Origin of the sequence: Pseudomonas sp. G11 (assembly GCF_029457515.1) — a bacterium.
Lineage (GTDB): Bacteria > Pseudomonadota > Gammaproteobacteria > Pseudomonadales > Pseudomonadaceae > Aquipseudomonas > Aquipseudomonas gorinensis.
In genome coordinates, this window is record NZ_CP120377.1 from 1,388,514 (window position 1) to 1,409,053 (window position 20,540).

The window sequence follows — 20,540 nt, forward strand, 5'->3', positions numbered from 1 at the left end:
AACGAGTGTCCCTGATCGCTTCAGACCACTTCCGCATCGTTGTCGGCCTCGGCAAGAGCGGCATGTCCCTGGTTCGCTTCCTGGCGAACCGGGGCAAGCCGTTTGCCGTGGCCGATACGCGGGAAAATCCACCGGAGCTGGTCACGCTGCGCCGTGACTACCCGCACGTGGAAGTGCGTTGTGGCGACTTGGATGTGGAGTTTCTGTGCCGTGCCGATGAGCTCTACGTGAGCCCCGGCCTGGCCTTGGCGACACCGGCCCTGCAAGCTGCAGCCGCGCGTGGCGTGAAGCTGTCCGGTGACATCGACCTGTTCGCGCGTCACGCCAAGGCGCCGATCGTGGCCATCAGCGGCTCCAACGCGAAAAGCACCGTGACCACCCTGGTCGGCGAAATGGCGGCTGCGGCCGGCAAGCGCGTGGCGGTGGGCGGCAACCTCGGGACACCGGCGCTGGACCTGCTCAGCGACGACGTCGAGCTGTACGTCATGGAGCTGTCGAGCTTCCAGCTGGAGACCACCCACGACCTGGGTGCCGAAGTCGCCACCGTATTGAATGTCAGCGAAGACCACATGGACCGCTACAGCGGCCTGCCGGCCTATCACCTGGCCAAGCACCGGATTTTCCGCGGTGCCAGGCAAGTGGTGGTCAACCGCCAGGATGCCCTGAGCCGTCCGCTGATGGGCGAGGGCTTGCCGTGCTGGACCTTCGGCCTGGGCAAACCCGACTTCAAGGCCTTTGGCATCCGCGAAGAGAACGGCGAGAAATACCTGGCCTTCGAATTCCAGAACCTGATGCCCGTGCGCGAACTGAAAATCCGTGGTGCGCATAACCAGTCCAATGCCCTCGCGGCCTTGGCGCTCGGGCATGCCGTTGGCCTGCCGTTCGACGCCATGCTGTCGAGCCTGCGTTCCTTTGCCGGCCTTGAGCATCGCTGCCAATGGGTGCGTGACCTCGATGGCGTCAGCTATTACAACGATTCCAAGGCCACCAACGTCGGCGCTGCACTGGCCGCCATCGAAGGCCTGGGGGCCGATATCAAGGGCAAGCTGGTGCTGATTGCCGGTGGTGACGGCAAGGGCGCCGACTTCAAGGACCTTAAAGGTCCGGTGGCCGCCCATTGCCGTGCCGTGGTGCTGATGGGCCGCGATGCCGACCTGATCGCCGCCGCCTTGGGGGACGCCGTGCCGCAAGTGCGCGCCACCTCCCTGGACGACGCTATCGCCCAGTGCAAGGCCTTGGCCCAGCCGGGCGATGCGGTGTTGCTGTCGCCGGCCTGTGCGAGTCTCGACATGTTCAAGAACTACGAAGAGCGCGGCCAGTTGTTCGCTCGCGCCGTGGAGGCCTTGGCATGAATATCAACTTGCGCAACATCATCAAGCCGTACCCTTCGCCGATTATTACCGGGCGCGGTATCGACCTGGATTTCCCGATGCTCGCCGGTTGCCTGGCGCTGCTCGGACTGGGCCTGGTGATGATCACCTCGGCGTCTTCCGAAGTGGCCGCCGTGCAATCGGGCAACACCCTGTACATGATGATCCGTCACCTGGTGTACCTGGTGATCGGCCTCGGCGCGTGCATCGTCACCATGATGATCCCCATCGCCACCTGGCAGCGCCTGGGTTGGCTGATGCTGATCGGTGCCTTCGGCTTGCTGGTCATGGTGATCCTGCCCGGCATTGGCCGTGAGGTGAACGGTTCGATGCGCTGGATCGGCTTCGGTGCATTCAACGTGCAGCCGTCCGAGATCGCCAAGGTGTTCGTGGTGATCTACCTCGCCGGTTACCTGGTGCGTCGCCAGAAAGAAGTGCGCGAAAGCTGGATGGGCTTCTTCAAGCCATTCATCGTGCTGCTGCCCATGGCCGGCCTGTTGCTGATGGAACCTGACTTCGGTGCCACCGTCGTGATGATGGGGGCCGCGGCGGCCATGCTGTTCCTCGGCGGCGTGGGCCTGTTCCGCTTCACCTTGATGGTGGTGCTGGCGGTCGCTGCGGTGACCGTGCTGGTACAAGCGCAACCTTACCGGATGGCGCGCCTGATCACCTTCACCGACCCATGGTCCGACCAGTTCGGTTCCGGCTACCAGTTGACCCAGGCGCTGATCGCCTTCGGGCGCGGCGAGTGGCTGGGCGTGGGCCTGGGCAACAGCGTGCAGAAGCAGTTCTACCTGCCGGAAGCGCACACCGACTTCGTGTTTTCGGTGCTCGCCGAAGAGCTGGGCGTGGTCGGTTCGCTGTGTACCGTCGCGCTGTTCGTGTTCGTGTGTGTGCGCGGCATGTACATCGGCCTGTGGGCCGAGAAGGCCAAACAGTATTTTGCCGCTTATGTGGCATATGGCTTGTCGTTCCTGTGGATCGGCCAGTTCCTGATCAATATCGGTGTGAACGTCGGCCTGCTGCCGACCAAGGGCCTGACCTTGCCGTTCCTCAGTTATGGCGGCAGTTCGTTGGTAATTTGCTGCGCCTGCCTGGGGTTATTGCTGCGCATCGAGTGGGAGAGTCGAACCCACCTGGGCAGCGAAGAGATGGAGTTCAGCGAAAGCGACTTCGCCGAGGAGCCGACCCATGGGCGCTAACGTGCTGATCATGGCAGGCGGCACCGGGGGCCACGTGTTCCCGGCCCTGGCTTGTGCCCGCGAATTCCAGAACCGTGGCTACACCGTGCACTGGCTGGGGACGCCGCGTGGCATCGAAAACGAACTGGTGCCGAATGCCGGGCTGCCGCTGCACTTGATCAACGTCAGCGGCCTGCGTGGCAAGGGCAAGTTGTCTTTGCTCAAGGCGCCGTTTGTGTTGCTCAAGGCGGTGTGGCAGGCGCGCAAGGTCATTCGTGAATTGAAGCCGGTGTGTGTGCTTGGCTTTGGCGGCTATGTGACAGGCCCTGGCGGTGTTGCCGCGAAGCTCGCGGGAGTGCCGGTGATCGTGCATGAGCAGAACGCCGTGGCCGGCACGGCCAACCGTTTGCTCGTGCCTTTGGCGGCGCGGGTGTGTGAAGCGTTCCCCAACACCTTCAGTGCCTCGGACAAACGTCGCACCACCGGTAACCCGGTGCGCACCGAGCTGTTCATGGCCATCGCCCGTGAAGCATTGGCCGGGCGCAAGGCGCACCTGCTGGTCCTGGGCGGAAGCCTGGGTGCCGAGCCGCTGAACAAATTGCTGCCGGAAGCGGTGGCGCAATTGCCTGTGCAATTGCGCCCGGAAATCTTCCACCAGGCGGGCAAGCATCACGATGAAGTGACCGCCGCGCGTTATCGCGAGGCAGGTGTGGAGGCCAATGTGCAGCCCTTCATCAAGGACATGGCCCATGCCTATGGCTGGGCCGACCTGGTGGTCTGTCGCGCTGGTGCGCTGACCGTCAGTGAACTGGCCGCTGCCGGGCTGCCGTCGTTACTGGTGCCTTTGCCCCATGCGATCGACGATCACCAGACCCGCAACGCCGAATATTTGGCCGGGGAGGGCGCTGCCTTCCTGCTGCCGCAAAGAACGACTGGCGCCGCCGATTTGGCCGCACGCCTGACCGAGGTTTTGATGCAACCGGAACGACTCAACAGCATGGCGAGCACCGCAAGCCGCCTGGCCAAGCCTGACGCAACCCGCACCGTGGTCGATATCTGCCTGGAGGTGGCCCATGGTTGAGAATCAGAAAGCCATGCCGCAACCAGAGATGCGCCGCATCCGCCGCATCCACTTCGTCGGTATCGGCGGCGTGGGCATGTGCGGTATTGCCGAGGTGTTGCTGAACCTCGGCTACCAGGTGTCGGGCTCCGACTTGAAAGAGTCGCCGGTCACCGATCGCCTGAAGTCCTTTGGCGCACAGATTTTTATCGGCCACCGCGCCGAGAACGCCACCGAGGCTGACGTGCTGGTAGTGTCCAGCGCTGTGAACACGTCCAACCCGGAAGTGGCCACCGCCCTTGAGCGCCGCATTCCCGTGGTGCCACGCGCCGAGATGCTGGCCGAGCTGATGCGCTATCGCCACGGCATCGCCGTTGCCGGCACCCACGGCAAGACCACCACCACCAGCCTCATTGCCTCGGTGTTCGCGGCCGGTGGCCTGGACCCGACCTTCGTCATCGGTGGCCGCCTGAATGCAGCCGGCACCAATGCCCAGCTCGGCACCAGCCGCTACCTGATCGCCGAAGCCGACGAAAGCGATGCCAGCTTCCTGCACCTGCAACCGCTGGTGGCCGTGGTCACCAATATCGACGCCGACCACATGGCGACCTACGACGGTGACTTCAACAAGTTGAAGAAAACCTTCGTCGAGTTCCTGCACAACCTGCCGTTCTATGGGTTGGCGGTGGTGTGCCTGGATGATCCGGTGGTGCGTGAAATCCTGCCCCTGGTCAAGCGCCCGACCGTGACCTACGGCTTCAGCGAAGACGCCGACGTGCGCGCGATCAATGTACGCCAGGAAGGCATGCAAACCTTCTTTACCGTGCTGCGTCCCGACCGCGAGCCACTGGACGTGTCGGTGAACATGCCGGGCAACCACAACGTGCTCAATTCCCTGGCGACCATCTGCATCGCTTCTGACGAAGGCGTCAGCGATGAGGCCATCGTCGAAGGCCTGTCGTGCTTTGCCGGCGTGGGCCGTCGCTTCCAGGTCTACGGCCAGTTGCCGGTGGAAGGTGGCGACGTGATGCTGGTGGACGACTACGGCCACCACCCGACCGAAGTCGCCGCGGTGATCAAGGCCGTGCGTGGTGGCTGGCCGGAGCGTCGCCTGGTGATGGTCTACCAGCCGCACCGCTACAGCCGTACCCGCGACCTGTACGACGATTTCGTCAATGTATTGGCCGATGCCAACGTGCTGCTCTTGATGGAAGTCTACCCAGCCGGTGAAGAGCCGATCCCGGGTGCCGACAGCCGCAAGCTGTGCAACAGCATCCGTCAGCGTGGCCAGTTGGACCCGATCTACATCGAGCGCGGCGTGGACCTGGCGCCGATCGTCAAGCCGCTGCTGCGTGCCGGCGATATCCTGCTGTGCCAGGGTGCCGGTGATATTGGCGGCCTTGCGCCGAAATTGCTCGCCAGCCCGCTGTTTGCAGCCGCGCAGGGGAAGTCGAAATGACCGTGAATTACGACGCCCTGTTCTCTACCATCGCGCCTGCCGACTTCGGCCGCGTGGCGGTATTGTTCGGCGGCAAGAGCGCCGAGCGCGAAGTGTCGCTCAAGTCCGGCAATGCCGTGCTTGAAGCCCTGCAAAGCGCTGGCGTGAATGCGTTCGGGATCGACGTGGGCGATGACTTCCTCGCCCGCCTGCAGGCCGAGAAGATCGACCGCGCCTTTATCATCCTGCACGGTCGTGGCGGTGAAGATGGCAGCATGCAGGGCCTGCTGGAGTGCGCAGGCATTCCTTACACCGGCAGCGGTATCCTGGCTTCCGCGCTGGCGATGGACAAGTTGCGCACCAAGCAGGTGTGGCACAGCCTGGGTATTCCAACCCCGCGCCACAGTGTCCTGTGCAGCGAAGACGATTGTATTTCCGCAGCCAAGGAACTGGGCCTGCCTTTGATCGTCAAACCAGCCCATGAAGGCTCCAGTATCGGCATGGCCAAAGTGAACTCGGCCGCCGAATTGATCGACGCATGGAAAGCGGCAAGTACCTACGATTCGCAAGTGTTGGTGGAACAGTGGATCCAGGGTCCCGAGTTCACCATCGCCACCCTGCGTGGCCAGGTATTGCCGCCCATCGCATTGGGCACGCCCCACACCTTTTACGACTACGACGCCAAGTACCTGGCTTCCGATACCCAGTACCGGATCCCGTGCGGCCTTGACGCAACCAAAGAACAGGAATTGATGGACCTCACGGCGAAAGCCTGTGAGGCGCTGGGTATCGCCGGTTGGGCGCGGGCAGACGTGATGCAGGATGACCAAGGGAATTTCTGGTTCCTGGAAGTCAACACCGCACCGGGTATGACCGACCACAGCCTGGTCCCTATGGCCGCTCGCGCCGCCGGTCTGGATTTCCAGCAGTTGGTGCTGGCCATTCTCGCAGCAAGCATTGAGGCTCGAGGCTAAGACATGAAAGGCGCATCGCTTCGTCATCAGCCCCCCGCACCCGGCCGCAAGCCGGTGCCACGGGGTGCCAGTCGAATGGTGGCTAAAGAGCCGATGTCGGCGCGCCTGCCGAAAGCCAACTTTGGTTTTATCAAGGCGCTGTTCTGGCCGGTGCTGCTGGTGGTGCTGGGCTTCGGCACTTACGAAGGCGCACAGCGTCTATTGCCGTATGCCGACCGGCCGATCACCAAGATCAGCGTGCAGGGCGACTTGAGCTACATCAGCCAGCAAGCGGTGCAGCAGCGCATCGGGCCGTTCCTCGCCGCGAGCTTCTTCACCATCGACCTGGCCGGCATGCGCCGGGAGCTGGAACAGATGCCGTGGATCGCCCATGCCGAAGTCCGTCGCGTCTGGCCGGACCAGGTGACGATCCGCCTGGAAGAACAACTGCCCGTGGCCCGTTGGGGTGACGAAGCGCTGTTGAACAACCAGGGCCAGGCGTTCACGCCGCGTGAGCTGGCCAACTACGAACACCTGCCGCAGTTGTTCGGGCCGCAGCGGGCGCAACAGCAAGTGATGCAGCAGTACCAGGCCTTGAGCCAGATGCTGCGGCCACTGGGCTTCTCCATTGCACGCCTGGAACTGCGTGAGCGGGGCAGCTGGTTTTTGACGACCGGGGCAGGCAGTTCCGGCCCGGGCATCGAGTTGTTGCTGGGACGCGACCACCTGGTGGAAAAGATGCGCCGCTTCATCGCCATCTATGACAAGACCTTGAAAGAACAGATTACGAACATTGCGAGCGTCGACCTGCGTTACGCCAACGGCCTTGCCGTCGGCTGGCGTGAACCGGCTGCGCCCACGGCAGCGCAACCCGCTGTCGCGAAGAATTAAGAAGAGGCAGGACCCATGGCAAACGTGCAAAGCGGCAAAATGATCGTCGGTCTCGATATCGGCACCTCCAAGGTGGTGGCGCTGGTGGGCGAGGTCGGGGAAGACGGCACGATCGAAATCGTCGGTATTGGCACGCATCCGTCCCGGGGCCTGAAGAAGGGCGTGGTGGTGAACATCGAGTCCACCGTGCAATCGATCCAGCGCGCCATTGAAGAAGCGCAGCTGATGGCCGGTTGCCGGATTCACTCGGCGTTCGTCGGCGTGGCCGGCAACCATATCCGCAGCCTGAACTCCCACGGCATCGTGGCGATCCGCGACCGTGAAGTCAGCTCGGCCGACCTCGAGCGCGTGCTCGACGCCGCCCAGGCCGTGGCGATCCCGGCTGACCAGCGCGTGTTGCACACCCTGCCGCAGGACTACGTGATCGACAACCAGGAAGGCGTGCGCGAGCCCCTGGGCATGTCGGGCGTACGCCTGGAGGCCAAGGTCCACGTGGTGACCTGCGCCGTCAACGCCGCGCAGAACATTGAGAAGTGCGTGCGCCGCTGCGGCCTGGAAATCGACGACATCATCCTTGAGCAACTGGCTTCGGCCTACTCGGTACTGACCGACGACGAAAAAGAACTGGGCGTATGCCTGGTGGATATCGGTGGCGGCACCACCGACATCGCGATCTTCACCGAGGGTGCGATCCGTCACACCGCCGTGATCCCGATTGCAGGCGACCAGGTCACCAACGACATCGCCATGGCGCTGCGTACACCGACCCAGTACGCCGAAGAAATCAAGATTCGCTACGCCTGCGCCCTGGCCAAGCTGGCGGGTGCCGGTGAGACCATCAAGGTGCCAAGCGTGGGCGACCGTCCACCGCGCGAACTGTCGCGTCAGGCCTTGGCCGAAGTGGTCGAACCACGCTACGACGAGCTCTTCACCCTGATCCAGGCTGAACTGCGCCGCAGCGGCTACGAAGATTTGATCCCGGCCGGCATCGTGCTGACCGGTGGTACCTCGAAGATGGAAGGCGCGGTCGAACTGGCCGAGGAAATCTTCCATATGCCGGTGCGCCTGGGCGTGCCCCATGGCGTCAAGGGCCTGGGCGATGTCGTGCGCAACCCGATTTATTCCACCGGTGTGGGCTTGCTGTTGTACGGGCTGCAAAAGCAGACCGATGGCATTTCCCTGTCGGGCCCGAGCAACCGAGACAGCTACCGCAGCGACGACGAGGCCAAAGCGCCGTTGTTCGAGCGGTTGCAGGCTTGGATCAAAGGCAATTTCTAACGAATTACCGCAACACCGCAACACGGCAAGAAAGCAGTAGGCGAAAAAACTAGAGAAAACGAAAGGAGAGGGAACATGTTCGAACTCGTAGACAACATCCCCGCCAGCCCGGTCATCAAAGTGATCGGTGTCGGCGGTGGCGGCGGCAACGCTGTCAACCATATGGTCAAGAGCAACATTGAAGGCGTTGAATTCATCTGCGCCAACACTGATGCCCAGGCGCTGAAAAGCATCGGCGCGCGGACCATCCTGCAATTGGGCACAGCCGTGACCAAGGGCCTCGGCGCTGGCGCCAATCCGGAAGTCGGCCGTCAAGCCGCCCTGGAAGACCGCGAGCGTATTGCTGAAGTGCTGCAAGGCACCAACATGGTGTTCATCACCACTGGCATGGGCGGCGGTACCGGTACCGGTGCGGCGCCAATCATTGCCGAAGTGGCCAAGGAAATGGGGATCCTGACGGTTGCCGTCGTGACCCGTCCGTTCCCGTTCGAAGGCCGCAAGCGCATGCAGATCGCCGACGAAGGTATCCGTCTGCTGTCTGAAAGCGTTGACTCGTTGATCACCATCCCCAACGAGAAATTGCTGACCATCCTGGGCAAGGACGCGAGCCTGCTGTCCGCGTTTGCCAAGGCTGACGATGTACTGGCCGGTGCCGTTCGCGGTATTTCCGACATCATCAAGCGCCCGGGCATGATCAACGTCGACTTTGCCGACGTACGTACTGTCATGAGCGAAATGGGCATGGCGATGATGGGCACTGGCTGCGCCAGCGGTCCGAACCGTGCACGCGAAGCCACTGAAGCGGCCATCCGCAACCCGCTGCTGGAAGACGTGAACCTGCAAGGCGCACGCGGCATCCTGGTGAACATCACCGCCGGTCCTGACCTGTCCCTGGGTGAGTACTCCGACGTGGGTAGCATCATCGAAGCCTTCGCTTCCGAGCACGCAATGGTCAAGGTCGGTACCGTTATCGATCCGGACATGCGCGATGAACTGCACGTGACCGTGGTTGCAACTGGCCTGGGCGCGAAAATCGAGAAGCCTGTGAAGGTCATCGACAATACCGTTCATACCAGCCACGCCAGCCAGTCGGCTGCCGCTCCAGCGCCTTCGCGCCAGGAACTGCCGTCGGTGAACTACCGTGACCTGGATCGTCCGACCGTGATGCGCAACCAGGCTCAGGCCGGTGCTGCGGCGTCCCGTAGCCCGAATCCGCAAGATGACCTGGACTACCTGGACATCCCGGCTTTCCTGCGTCGTCAGGCCGATTAATGGAATGTATCAGGGCTATGAAGGTGATTGGTGTTCAGCAAAGGTCTGGTCTGCTATTATCGCCAGCCTTTGTTGATACCAGTTCGCAATTTGCGCTGAAGCGGTCCAAGCCATGATTAAACAACGCACCCTGAAGAATATTATTCGTGCCACAGGTGTAGGTCTGCACTCCGGGGAGAAGGTATACCTGACCCTCAAGCCTGCACCTGTCGACACCGGCATCGTGTTTGTGCGTGCCGACCTGGACCCTGTGGTGCAGATTCCTGCTCGCGCGGAAAATGTTGGCGAAACCACGATGTCGACCACGTTGGTCAACGGTGACGTCAAAGTGGACACGGTGGAGCACTTGCTCTCGGCCATGGCCGGTTTGGGCATCGATAACGCCTACGTCGAGCTCTCCGCGTCCGAAGTCCCGATCATGGATGGCAGCGCTGGACCCTTCGTATTCTTGATTCAATCTGCCGGCCTGGAAGAACAGGACGCAGCCAAGAAGTTCATACGCATTCTGCGGGAAGTGACAGTAGAAGACGGCGACAAGCGCGCCACCTTCGTCCCGTTCGAAGGCTTTAAAGTGAGCTTTGAGATCGATTTCGACCACCCGGTATTCCGTGACCGCACCCAAAGTGCAAGCGTGGATTTTTCCAGCACTTCGTTCGTAAAAGAAGTCAGCCGCGCCCGTACCTTTGGTTTCATGAGTGACATCGAGTACCTGCGCAAGCACAACCTCGCACTCGGCGGCAGCGTTGAAAACGCCATTGTGGTCGACGCGGATGGTGTACTGAACGAAGACGGCCTTCGCTATGAAGACGAATTCGTGAAGCACAAGATCCTCGATGCAATCGGTGACCTCTACCTGCTGGGCAATAGCCTGATAGGCGAGTTCAAAGGCTTCAAGTCGGGCCACGCCCTTAACAACCAGCTGCTGCGCAAGTTGATTGAGCAGACAGACGCTTGGGAAGTCGTGACCTTCGAAGATGCCAGCACCGCACCGATCTCTTACATGCGTCCCGTTGCGGCGGTGTAAGTAACAACTCTCTTTCTTTAGTTTTGAAAGGCTGCCTTCGGGTGGCCTTTTTTTATGTCCGTTGCAACAGCGCCGCCCCCTGTAGGAGCGAGCTTGCTCGCGAAAAACCTGAGTGCGCCGCAATAAACCTGGTGCCCGCGTTATCGTTGACGTTCTTCGCGAGCAAGCTCGCTCCTACAGGGGCTAGGTTGCGGCATCGACAATGCAGTTTCGGCCACTGTGCTTGGCTTCATACAGCGCCTGGTCCGCACTCAGCATCAACGCCTCCAATGACATGCGGCTGCGTTTGTCCCAGGTGCTCATGCCGATGCTGACGGTAATCGGCCGTTCATCTTCCGCCACCCGTGGCAAGTGCTCGACGCTGCTGCGGATATGCTCGGCGATCAGCCAGGCGCCCTTGGCGTCGGTGTCGGGCAGCACCACCGCGAATTCCTCCCCGCCATAGCGCGCCGCCAGGTCAGCCGGGCGGCGGATATTGTTGCCGATCACCTGGGCCACGGTGCGCAACGCTTCGTCGCCGCCACTGTGGCCATGGCGGTCGTTGAACGCCTTGAAGTGGTCCACGTCGATCATCAGCAGTGTCAGCGGTTCTGTGGAGCGTTGGGCGCGATCCCATTCCAGACGCAGGCGCTCGTCAAGGACGCGGCGGTTGGGCAGGCCCGTCAGGGCATCGGTGGCTGCTTGTTCTGACAGCACTCTCTCCGCACGATAGCGCCGGCGCAGTTCCCGGCGCAGCATCCAGGTGAGCCACAACAGGCCGATACACAGGATGCCCGTGGCGCCGCTGGTGAGCAGCGCGACACGTTTCCAGGGGGCAAATACGTCTTCACTGGGGAGCGCCACCACCACGATCAGCGGCAGTTCGCCGACATTGGTGAACGTGTACAGGCGCTCCTTGCCGCTGATGGCGGAGATGGCCTGGAAGCTGCCGCTTCCATCGCGCAGCATGCGTTTGAAGTTCGGTCGCTCGCTCAGGTCTTTGTCGATCATGTCGCTTTCAAGCAAAGGTTGCTGGGCCAGCAGGATGCCTTTGTTGTTCAGCAGGTTGACGCTGCTGCCGTTGCCGATCGTCAGGGTGCTGAACAACTGGTCGAAATACGCCAGGCGCATGGTGGCGACCGCGACGCCGGCGAACTCACCATTGGGCCCCGACACGCGCCGGCTGAATGCCATGCGCCAGACCTGGTCGCAGTCGCAATGGATCTTGAACGGTCGGCTGATAAACAAGCCCGCCTGGGCGTCCTTGGCATGCACCTGGAAATAATCACGATTGGCAAAATTGCGCGGAGTGGGCTGCAGGGTCGAGGAGTCGGCGATCACCGCTCCGGTGGCATCCAACAACAGCACCTCACCCTTGAAAGGTGCCGCCATGGACAAGTCAAACTGCACCAGGTGTCGGATATTCGCGGCAACCTGTGACAGGTCCTCACGTTGCGTGGCGGTGATCAGTCCCTTGAGGGCCAGGTCGTACAACTCGACGTTTCGCAGTACATCGGCATTGATCAGTTGGGCAATGTTGGTGGTTGAACGCTTGGCCGCCTGCAAGGTGCTGGCGTGTTCGCGGATCAACAGTGCGGCGACGATGATCACAATCAGGACGACGGTGAGGCCGCTGCCCAGCATCAGCAATAGTTCGGGGTGTGCAGGTGAGGTGCGAGTAGGGCGTGGGCTCATCGGGCAGACTTCAGCGGTGACGATGCTGGCAGTTTAGTTCTACCCGATGAAAATTAAATACTTGGTTAAAAAGAAACTGTGCGCGTCAAAACACGTTGATCGGATAGTCGACGATCACCCGGTACTCATCCACATCCCGATCCACCGCCGAGTAACCCCGGCCGCCACGGTTGGTCGCCCATTGCAGGCGCACCGCCAGGTCCTTGGCCTTGCCGCCTTGCACCACATACTTCAGGTCGACATCCCGTTCCCAGTGCCTGGCGTCTTTGCCGTCTGCGCTGTACCAGGCGCTGTAGCCACGACTTTGCGGGTCGACCTTGGTCAGGTCGGTCTTGCCGCTGATGTAGGACACCGCCGAGGTCAGGCCCGGCATGCCGAGGCCGACGAAGTCATAGGCGTACTTGAGCTTCCACGAGCGTTCGTTGGGGCCGTTGAAGTCCGAGTACTGCTGGGAGTTGTCCAGGTACACGCTGTCGCCCTGGGTGATGTAGTCGAACGGCGTGTTGCCGTTGACCCGCTGGTAGGCGGCGGTGACGCTGTGGTTGCCCACGCCCACGGTGAAATGCAGGCTGTAGGTGTTGTTGTCGATGGCACCGAGCAGCGACTGGCCGGTGTCCTGGGTGTGGTAATAGTGCAGACCCGGATTGAGGCTGATCAGGTCGTTCAACGCGTAGGTGTAGTCCAGGTCGTAGTAGTACTGGTGCCACACGTCCTTGAGTTCAGAGGCGTAGAGATTGCTGGTCAGACCCGGGATGGCGCTGAACGACACACCGGCCCAATCCAGGTGCTGGCTGTCGGCGTGGTCCGGCAGTGCGCCGTAGCTGGTGCCGATGCGCTGATGGCCGCTCTGGTTGTAGAGCTTGGTGAAACTGGCCCGGCCACCTTCGAGCATCCAGCCGTCGAAACTGTGGTTGACCAGGCTCACGCCACGGAAGGTCTGCGGCAGCATGCGGGTCATGCCGCCGGCAATCACCGGGTTGTTGAGGAACAGGTCGCCCGCTTTCACCTCGGTGTCGAACGCCCGCATCTTCAAGGTACCGCCCGCCGTGGAGAACGAGCCGGGTGCCTTGCCGTTGCCGCTGCCATACGGAAGGATGCTGGAACCGTCGGTGCCGCCACCCCCGTCGAGCTTGAGGCCGAGCATGGCGTGGGCGTCCAGGCCGAAACCAACGGTGCCCTGGGTGTAGCCGGATTCGAAGGTGCCGAGAAAGCCCTGGCCCCACTCCTTGCTGTCATCGGTATGAAGATCGCGACGGTCGCGGTTCATGTAGTAGTTGCGGGTGTTGATATTGAGGTGGGCGCCTTCGACAAAACCGTCGGCGGGAGGCGCGTCTGCTGCATGGGCAAGAGGGACGATCGTTGCGGTAATCGCGAGAAATAACGGGGTGAACGTCAGCGAGTTCTTCACCGGTGGAGCTCCTTGGGTCAATCGGAAACGGCCAATGTCGTGGGGGTGTGCCTGGCCTTTTTTTACGGCAAAAAAAAGCCGCTGAAGTCAGCGGCTTTAAGACAGATTCCCAGTGTAGAGCCCTGGAAATATGTCGAGGGAAATTCGGGTAAGCGGGTCAGCTGTCTTTGCCGTCGCGCTCATCGATGCGTCAAATTAACGCAGGCGAGCGGTACGATACAGAGTGTAACAAGATAATGACTGTTGCCGAAATCGCAACAGTAGTGAGGGCCAAGCCCTAATACTTGTCAGTTAAAAGATAGAACGAGCAAACAGTCACCTGTGGCGAGCGGGCTTGTTGTGGCGAGCGGGCTTGCCCCGCGTTGGGCTGCGAAGCAGCCCCAAAACCAGGCACTGCGGTGTGTCAGTTAAAAACACATCGCCTGTAATGGGGCTGCTAAGCAGCCCAACGCGGGGCAAGCCCGCTCGCCACAGTCACAGTCACAGTTACAGTCACAGTCACAGTCACAGTTACAGTCACAGTTACAGTCACAGTCACAGTCACAGTTACAGTGTTCCTCCTTGACTGACTGGCATTAGGGCAAGCCCCCTCCCACATGTGACCGAGGTGTTTTCAAGATTTAGATTGGCAGGGTGATGCCAAAGGTATTGCCACCGGGCTCGCTGCGTACGAACACATCGCCGCCATGCATCAGCGCAATCGCCTTGACGATGGCCAGGCCCAACCCGTGATTCGCCCCGCTGTTGCTGCGCGACGCGTCCACCCGATAGAAGCGTTCGAACAGCCGTGGCAGGTGTTCGCTGGCAATCACTTCGCCGGGGTTGGTCACGCCGATCGTCACCTGATGTTCCAGCACTTCGATGTTCACGTCGATCACCTGCCCAGGCGCGGTGTGCTGCACTGCATTGCTCAGCAGGTTGATCAGCGCTCGGCGCAGGTGGGCTTTTTCGATCTGCACCTGGGCGTCGCCGTGGACCTGCACCTGGACCTGAGCGTCTTCGAGGATGAAGTCCAGGTAGTCGAGGGTGGTGGCAACCTCGTCGGCCAATGAGCTTTCAATCAGCTTGGTGGCCTTGCTGCCCTGGTCGGCGCTGGCGAGGAACAGCATGTCGTTGATGATCGAACGCAGGCGTTCCAATTCTTCGAGGTTGGATTGCAGTACCTCGAAATAATGTTCGGCCGAACGTCCGCGTGTCAGGGCAACCTGGGTCTGGCCGATCAGGTTGGTCAACGGCGAACGCAGCTCGTGGGCGACGTCGGCGTTGAACGACTCCAGGCGTGAGTACGCTTGCTCTACGCGGTCGAGGGTGGCGTTGAACGAGTTGACGAACTGACTCAGTTCCGGCGGCAGCGGCGACAGTTGCAGGCGCCCGGAGAGCTTCGGCGGTGCCAGCTTCTGTGCTTCATCCGAGAGTTTGCTCAGCGGCTTGAGGCCAATGCGCGACACCCAGAACCCCAGCAGCGACGCCAGTACCACGCCGACCAGTGCCAGGCTCACCAACGCCACCAGCAGATGGTGCTGGGTGGCACGGAAGTTATCGGTGTCGATGGCGATCATGAAACGCAGCGGCGGGCGTTGGTCCTTGGCCGGGAACTGGCTCACCAGTACCTTGAACGGGTATTCGCGCCCCGGCAGGCGCAGATCGCGCTTACCCGTCGGGCCTTCGGCGAAGGCGCGGATCAGCGCATCGGGGTTGCCATACTCGTAGTTCGGATCGCTGCTGACGACCCAAAAACGGATACGTTTGTCTTCCTCACCCAATAATTTGAGCTTGGCTTGAATCTTCGCCCAATGGTCCGGTGTACCGAAGCGGTTCACAGAGGATTCCAACACGCTGTAGCGCGCGTCCAGCTCCGCCCCGGGTAGCAGGCCCAGGCTGCGGTCCACCTGCTGATACAGCGCGCCGCCGATCAACAGGAAGATCAGCGCCGCCACGAGGGTGAACAGGCTGCTCAGACGCAGGGCAATGGAGTTAGCCGACACTGCGATTCTCCAGCACATAGCCCATGCCGCGAATGGTGTGCAGCAGCTTGTGTTCGAACGGCCCGTCGAGTTTGGCGCGCAGGCGCTTGATCGCCACTTCCACCACGTTGGCGTCGCTGTCGAAATTGATGTCCCAGACCATTTCTGCAATCGATGTCTTGGAGAGGATCTCGCCCTGGCGCCGCGCTAACACACTGAGCAGCGAGAACTCCTTGGCGGTCAGGTCCAGGCGCACGCCGTTGCGGCTGGCCTTGCGGCTGATCAGGTCGATCCACAGGTCGGCGACCGTCACCTGCACCGGCTCGTGGCCGCCGCTGCGGCGGGTCAGGGCTTGCAGGCGCGCCACCAGTTCGAGGAATGAAAACGGTTTGCCGAGGTAATCGTCGGCACCTTCGCGTAGCCCGCGGATACGGTCTTCCACGCGTTCACGGGCGGTCAGCATGATCACCGGTGTCTGCTTGCGCGCGCGCAACGCCCGCAACACGCCAAAGCCGTCGAGGCCAGGCAGCATCACGTCGAGCACGATCACCGCGTAATCGTTTTCCAGCGCCAAGTGCAAACCCTCGACGCCTTCGCGGGCCACGTCGACGGTGTAGCCTTGCTCCGTCAGGCCGCGGTGCAGGTAGTCGGCGGTTTTTTCTTCATCTTCAACAATCAATACGCGCATGAGCCTTTTGCTCCAGGGCGGTGCCTTGGCCTCAGTGTGTGGTCGCCAGCTCGGCAGCTGGTTTGGGCCGGTGGAAAAACTTTTCGAGGTACAAGTATATGACCGGTGTGGTGAACAACGTCAGCGCCTGGCTCACCAGCAACCCGCCGACCACCGCGATGCCCAGCGGCTGGCGCATTTCCGCGCCAGGGCCGGCACCGAGCATCAACGGCACGGCGCCGAGCAGGGCGGCGAGGGTGGTCATGATGATGGGCCGGAACCGTGTGACACAGGCTTCATAGATCGCCTCCTCTGGCGATAGCCCGCGTACGCGCTGGGCTTCCAGGGCGAAGTCGATCATCAGGATGCCGTTCTTCTTCACGATCCCGATCAGCAGTACCAGGCCGATCAGGGCCATGATCGAAAAGTCCTGGCCCATCAGCGACAGCATGATCAGTGCGCCCAACCCCGCCGACGGCAAGGTCGAGATAATCGTCAGCGGATGCACGAAGCTCTCGTACAGCACGCCGAGAATGATGTAGACCGCCACCAGTGCCGCCAGGATCAGCCACGGTTGGCTGGCCAGCGAACTCTGGAACGCCTGGGCCGCGCCCTGGAAGTTACCAATGATGGTGGCCGGCATGCCGATTTCATTCTTGGCCTGGTTGAGCATGATCACCGCATCCCCCAGCGCCACGCCGGGGGCGAGGTTGAACGACAGGTTGGCGGCCGGGAACATGCCGTCGTGGCTGATGGACAAGGGCCCTACGGTCGGCGGGTCGACCTTGGCCACTGCCGCCAACGGCACCATCTCATTGGTCAGCGGCGAGCGCAGGTAGAAGTAGTTCAGGCTTTCGGCCTTGCCGCGTTGCTGGGTGTCCAACTCCAGCACCACCTGGTACTGGTTGATCTCGGTCTGGAACTCTTTGATCTGACGTTGGCCGAAGGCGTCGTACAGCGCCTGGTCGACATCGGTGGCGGTCAGTCCGAACCGTGCGGCGGCCTGACGGTCGATGCTGATGTGGGTAATGCTGCCACCCAGTTGCAGGTCGTTGGACAGGTCGCGAAACGCCGGGTTGGCGCGCAGTTTTTCGGTGAGGCGTTGGGTCCAGGTATTCAGCGTCGGGCCGTCGTTGCTCTTGAGCACGTACTGGTATTGGGCGCGGCTCGGGCCGGAGCTGAGGTTGATGTCCTGGCCGGCGCGCAGGTACAGCACGATGCCGGGCACCTTGGCCAGTTTCGGGCGGATGCGGTCGATGAACTGGCTGGCGGACACATCGCGATCACCGCGGTCTTTCAAGGCGATCCAGAACCGCCCGTTGGCAATGGTCTGGTTGCTGCCGGTCACCCCCACCGAGTGGGAAAACGCCTCGACCGCCGGGTCGTCCTTGACGATCTCGGCCAGGGCCTTGTGCTTGGCGACCATGTCCGGGTACGACACGTCGGCTGCCGCTTCGCTGGTGCCGAGCACGAAGCCTGTGTCTTGCACCGGAAAGAAACCCTTGGGAATAAACACATAGCCGACCACGGCCAGGGCCAGGGTCACCACGAAAATGACGCCCATCGTGCGTTGATGGGCCAGGGCGCGGCGCAGGGTGCGTGCATAGCCGGCCAGCAGGCGTTCACTGAAGCTGGGTTTGTCGTGGGCAGGATGGGTTGGGGCGCGCATGAACAGCGCCGCCAGGGTAGGCGCCAGCGTCAACGAGACCACCACCGAAATCAGGATGGTCGAGGTCGCCGTCAGCGCGAACTCCTTGAACAACCGTCCGACCACGCCGCCCATGAACAGCAGCGGGATAAACGCCGCCACCAGCGAGAAGCTGATGGACACCACGGTAAAGCCAATCTCGCCGGCGCCCTTGATCGCTGCTTCGCGCTTGTCCAGCCCGGCTTCGAGGTGGCGGTGAATGTTTTCCACCACCACGATGGCATCGTCCACCACAAAGCCCACGGCGATCACGATCGCCACCAGGGTCAGGTTGTTCAGGCTGAAGCCCATCAGGTACATCAGCGCAAAACTGGCGATCAGTGACACGCCGAGCACGCTGGACACAATCATTGTGGCGGACAACTGGCGCAGGAACAGCGCCATCACCGCCACCACCAGCAAGATGGCGATCAACAGGGTGACTTCCACCTCATGCAAGGACGCACGGATGGTCTTGGTGCGGTCGCTCAATACACTGACCTGCACGGATGCCGGCAACATGGCTTGCAGGCGCGGCAGTTCCGATTGGATGCGGTCGACGGTCTCGACGATATTCGCGCCAGGCTGGCGCGAGATCACCAGGTTGACCCCCGGCGTGTCGCCGGACCAGGCCTGCACGTAGGCGTTTTCCGAACCGTTGATGACTTTGGCGATATCGCGCAGTTGTACCGGCGCGCCGTCCTTGTAGGACACGATCAGTTGGGCGTAGTCCTCGGGGTGGAACAACTGGTCGTTGGCCGACAGGGTCGACACGCTGTTTTTCCCGTAGATCGCGCCTTTGGCCAGGTTCAGGCTCGATTGCTGGATGGCCACGCGGATGTCGGCCAGGGTCAGGCCAATCGCGGCCAGTTTATCCGGTGAGGCCTGCACGCGAATTGCCGGACGTTGTTGGCCGGTGATGTTGATCTGGCCGACGCCGTCGATCTGGCTGATCTGGCGCGCCAGCAGGGTTTCCACGTAGTCGCTCAGCTCGGTGCTGGGCATGCTGTCGGAGCTGACGCTGAGGATCAGCACCGGGCTGTCGGCCGGGTTGACCTTTTTCCAGGTCGGCAGGCTCGGCATATCGCTGGGCAGTTTGCCGGACGCGGTATTGATCGCCGCCTGCACTTCCTGGGCGGCGGTGTCGATGCTCTTGTTGAGCGTGAATTGCAGGGTCAGGAGGCTGGAGCCCAGGGCACTGCTGGAGGTCATCTGGGTCATGCCGGGGATGGCGCTGAATTGCACCTCCAAGGGCGTGGCCACGGACGAGGCCATGGTGTCCGGGCTGGCGCCGGGCAGTTGCGCGGTGACTTGGATCGTCGGGAATTCCGCTTCCGGCAACGGCGCGATGGCCAGGCGCGGGAAGGCTATGATCCCGAGCAGCACCAGGGCAAACGTCAGCAGCAGGGTGGCGACGGGGTGATCGACGCACCAGGCCGAAGGTGAACGGCTGCCGTTCATGGCTGCACCTTGGCGTCGACGGTCTGGATCGTTTGTGGCGGGTCTTTGAGCACCTCCACCTGGGCGCCGGCCTTGAGGCGCGACTGGCCATCACTGACCAGCACATCACCGGCCTGCACGCCCGTGATGAGGTTGACGTCGCTGTTCTGGTAGGTCACTTGCACCGGCACGATCTCGACCTTGTCGCCGTTGACCCGGTACACGAAGTGCGAGTCCAGGCCGCGTTGCACCACGGTGGGCGGCACCACCAGCGCGTTCTTGTCGAGGGCGGTCTGGATCTTGATGGTCACCAGTTGCCCGGGCCACAAGCGTTGCGAGGGGTTGTTGAACTCGGCCTTGGCCCGCAGGGTGCCGGTGGTGGAGCTGATCTGGTTGTCGATCAGGCTCAAGTGGCCTTCGCCGAGCAGGTCGCCGGTCTGGCCGTCGGTGTCGGCGCCCAGGTAGGCGTCGACGCTGGCCTGGGTCGGCGCGGCGATCAGGCCTTGCAGGGTGGGCAGCATCTGTTGCGGCAGGGAAAACTCGACGGCGATCGGGTCGATCTGAGTGACCGAGAACAAGCCCTGGGCATCGCTTGTGCGCAGGAAGTTACCTTCATCTACCGTGCGGATACCCACGCGACCGCTGACTGGCGAGCGGATCTGGGTGTAGGAAAGCTGAACTTTCGCCGCGTCAATTGCAGCCTGGTTTCCCTGCGCGGTGGCCTTGAGCTGGTTGACCAGGGCTTGTTGCTGGTCGTAGGTCTGCTTGGACACGCCGTCGTCGATGCTCAGTTCCTTGTAGCGCTTGAGGTTGATCAGCGCCACTTGCAGTTGCGCCTGGTTTTCCCCCAACTGCGCCTTGGCCTGGTCGAGGCTGGCACGGATCGAGCGGTCATCAATGGTGGCGAGCAGATCACCGGCCTTCACCGGTTGGCCTTCCTTGACCAGTAATTGGGTGAGGATGCCGTCGACCTGGGGACGGATCACCACACTGTGCAATGACAATACCGTGCCGATCCCACTGACAAAGCGCGGGACGTCCTGTTGCACCACCTTCACCACCCGCACCGGGATCGCCGTCGGCGCAGCCAGCCTGGTCTTGGCCGGCCGGCCCAGGGCCCAGGCGACAATGGCCAGCACCACCAGGACACCGACGATCAGGGCAGTTTTACGTTGAATTTGCATGGAGTGGCGCGCCAGGGCAAAGAGTGGGAAGAGTGTAGGGGCTTTATAG

At 62.0% G+C, this 20,540-nt stretch carries 15 protein-coding genes; 9 read left to right on the forward strand and 6 right to left on the reverse strand.

What is annotated here, in order from left to right:
• Positions 1-5: 5 nt before the first annotated feature.
• The 9 genes from murD to lpxC all read left to right on the forward strand — a co-directional run bounded on the left by murD (position 6) and on the right by lpxC (position 10,467).
• Entirely contained in the window at positions 6-1,352 is a 1,347-nt protein-coding gene (gene murD / locus P2T68_RS06305; RefSeq protein WP_277379159.1) for a UDP-N-acetylmuramoyl-L-alanine--D-glutamate ligase, read from the forward strand.
• Positions 1,353-1,360: 8 nt separating this feature from the next.
• Positions 1,361-2,572, forward strand: a complete 1,212-nt coding sequence (gene ftsW, locus P2T68_RS06310) for a putative lipid II flippase FtsW (RefSeq protein ID WP_164484681.1) — start codon at positions 1,361-1,363, stop codon at positions 2,570-2,572.
• Complete coding sequence (murG, locus tag P2T68_RS06315) at positions 2,562-3,632, forward strand: undecaprenyldiphospho-muramoylpentapeptide beta-N-acetylglucosaminyltransferase (protein ID WP_024073518.1); 1,071 nt, start codon at positions 2,562-2,564, stop codon at positions 3,630-3,632. Before ftsW ends, murG begins: the two co-directional genes overlap by 11 nt.
• Complete coding sequence (gene murC, locus P2T68_RS06320) at positions 3,625-5,070, forward strand: UDP-N-acetylmuramate--L-alanine ligase (RefSeq protein WP_024073519.1); 1,446 nt, start codon at positions 3,625-3,627, stop codon at positions 5,068-5,070. Before murG ends, murC begins: the two co-directional genes overlap by 8 nt.
• Complete coding sequence (locus P2T68_RS06325) at positions 5,067-6,023, forward strand: D-alanine--D-alanine ligase (RefSeq protein WP_069075282.1); 957 nt, start codon at positions 5,067-5,069, stop codon at positions 6,021-6,023. Before murC ends, P2T68_RS06325 begins: the two co-directional genes overlap by 4 nt.
• A gap of 3 nt (positions 6,024-6,026) precedes the next feature.
• The gene (locus P2T68_RS06330; protein WP_069075283.1) at positions 6,027-6,893 is read left to right on the forward strand and encodes a cell division protein FtsQ/DivIB; all 867 of its coding nucleotides are present in this window, start codon (positions 6,027-6,029) and stop codon (positions 6,891-6,893) included.
• 15 nt (positions 6,894-6,908) lie between these two features.
• On the forward strand, positions 6,909-8,171 hold the full coding sequence (ftsA, locus tag P2T68_RS06335; RefSeq protein ID WP_024073522.1) for a cell division protein FtsA: 1,263 nt from the start codon (positions 6,909-6,911) through the stop codon (positions 8,169-8,171).
• A 75-nt stretch (positions 8,172-8,246) separates the two neighbouring features.
• A complete protein-coding gene (ftsZ, locus tag P2T68_RS06340; protein WP_024073523.1) occupies positions 8,247-9,443 on the forward strand; it encodes a cell division protein FtsZ in 1,197 nt (398 codons plus the stop codon).
• Between the two features lie 112 nt (positions 9,444-9,555).
• The gene (gene lpxC, locus P2T68_RS06345; RefSeq protein WP_003171886.1) at positions 9,556-10,467 is read left to right on the forward strand and encodes a UDP-3-O-acyl-N-acetylglucosamine deacetylase; all 912 of its coding nucleotides are present in this window, start codon (positions 9,556-9,558) and stop codon (positions 10,465-10,467) included.
• Between the two features lie 183 nt (positions 10,468-10,650).
• Here the strand turns inward: lpxC and P2T68_RS06350 are convergent, their stop codons facing one another.
• The 6 genes from P2T68_RS06350 to P2T68_RS06375 form a co-directional block, all read right to left on the reverse strand.
• Positions 10,651-12,141 (reverse strand): sensor domain-containing diguanylate cyclase, encoded by a 1,491-nt coding sequence (locus P2T68_RS06350; RefSeq protein WP_277379160.1) that lies wholly within the window; start codon positions 12,139-12,141, stop codon positions 10,651-10,653.
• A gap of 85 nt (positions 12,142-12,226) precedes the next feature.
• Entirely contained in the window at positions 12,227-13,549 is a 1,323-nt protein-coding gene (locus P2T68_RS06355; protein ID WP_277379161.1) for an OprD family porin, read from the reverse strand.
• 620 nt (positions 13,550-14,169) lie between these two features.
• Positions 14,170-15,534: a heavy metal sensor histidine kinase gene (locus tag P2T68_RS06360; RefSeq protein ID WP_069075286.1), complete on the reverse strand. Its 1,365-nt coding sequence runs from the start codon at positions 15,532-15,534 to the stop codon at positions 14,170-14,172.
• Positions 15,524-16,201: a heavy metal response regulator transcription factor gene (locus tag P2T68_RS06365; protein ID WP_024073527.1), complete on the reverse strand. Its 678-nt coding sequence runs from the start codon at positions 16,199-16,201 to the stop codon at positions 15,524-15,526. Before P2T68_RS06365 ends, P2T68_RS06360 begins: the two co-directional genes overlap by 11 nt.
• A gap of 31 nt (positions 16,202-16,232) precedes the next feature.
• Complete coding sequence (locus P2T68_RS06370) at positions 16,233-19,328, reverse strand: multidrug efflux RND transporter permease subunit (RefSeq protein ID WP_102624393.1); 3,096 nt, start codon at positions 19,326-19,328, stop codon at positions 16,233-16,235.
• Complete coding sequence (locus P2T68_RS06375) at positions 19,325-20,491, reverse strand: efflux RND transporter periplasmic adaptor subunit (RefSeq protein ID WP_041160846.1); 1,167 nt, start codon at positions 20,489-20,491, stop codon at positions 19,325-19,327. The genes P2T68_RS06370 and P2T68_RS06375 overlap by 4 nt, the downstream gene beginning before the upstream one ends.
• Positions 20,492-20,540 lie beyond the last annotated feature (49 nt).

Excerpts from the sequence above, each read along its gene's own strand:
- P2T68_RS06365 (WP_024073527.1), bottom strand. The coding sequence starts at position 16,201 with ATGCGCGTATTGATTGTTGAAGATGAAGAAAAAACCGCCGACTACCTG.
- ftsA (WP_024073522.1), top strand. The coding sequence starts at position 6,909 with ATGGCAAACGTGCAAAGCGGCAAAATGATCGTCGGTCTCGATATCGGC.
- P2T68_RS06375 (WP_041160846.1), bottom strand. The coding sequence starts at position 20,491 with ATGCAAATTCAACGTAAAACTGCCCTGATCGTCGGTGTCCTGGTGGTG.
- P2T68_RS06325 (WP_069075282.1), top strand. The coding sequence starts at position 5,067 with ATGACCGTGAATTACGACGCCCTGTTCTCTACCATCGCGCCTGCCGAC.
- ftsZ (WP_024073523.1), top strand. The coding sequence starts at position 8,247 with ATGTTCGAACTCGTAGACAACATCCCCGCCAGCCCGGTCATCAAAGTG.
- murC (WP_024073519.1), top strand. The coding sequence starts at position 3,625 with ATGGTTGAGAATCAGAAAGCCATGCCGCAACCAGAGATGCGCCGCATC.
- P2T68_RS06370 (WP_102624393.1), bottom strand. The coding sequence starts at position 19,328 with ATGAACGGCAGCCGTTCACCTTCGGCCTGGTGCGTCGATCACCCCGTC.
- murG (WP_024073518.1), top strand. The coding sequence starts at position 2,562 with ATGGGCGCTAACGTGCTGATCATGGCAGGCGGCACCGGGGGCCACGTG.
- lpxC (WP_003171886.1), top strand. The coding sequence starts at position 9,556 with ATGATTAAACAACGCACCCTGAAGAATATTATTCGTGCCACAGGTGTA.
- P2T68_RS06330 (WP_069075283.1), top strand. The coding sequence starts at position 6,027 with ATGAAAGGCGCATCGCTTCGTCATCAGCCCCCCGCACCCGGCCGCAAG.
- P2T68_RS06350 (WP_277379160.1), bottom strand. The coding sequence starts at position 12,141 with ATGAGCCCACGCCCTACTCGCACCTCACCTGCACACCCCGAACTATTG.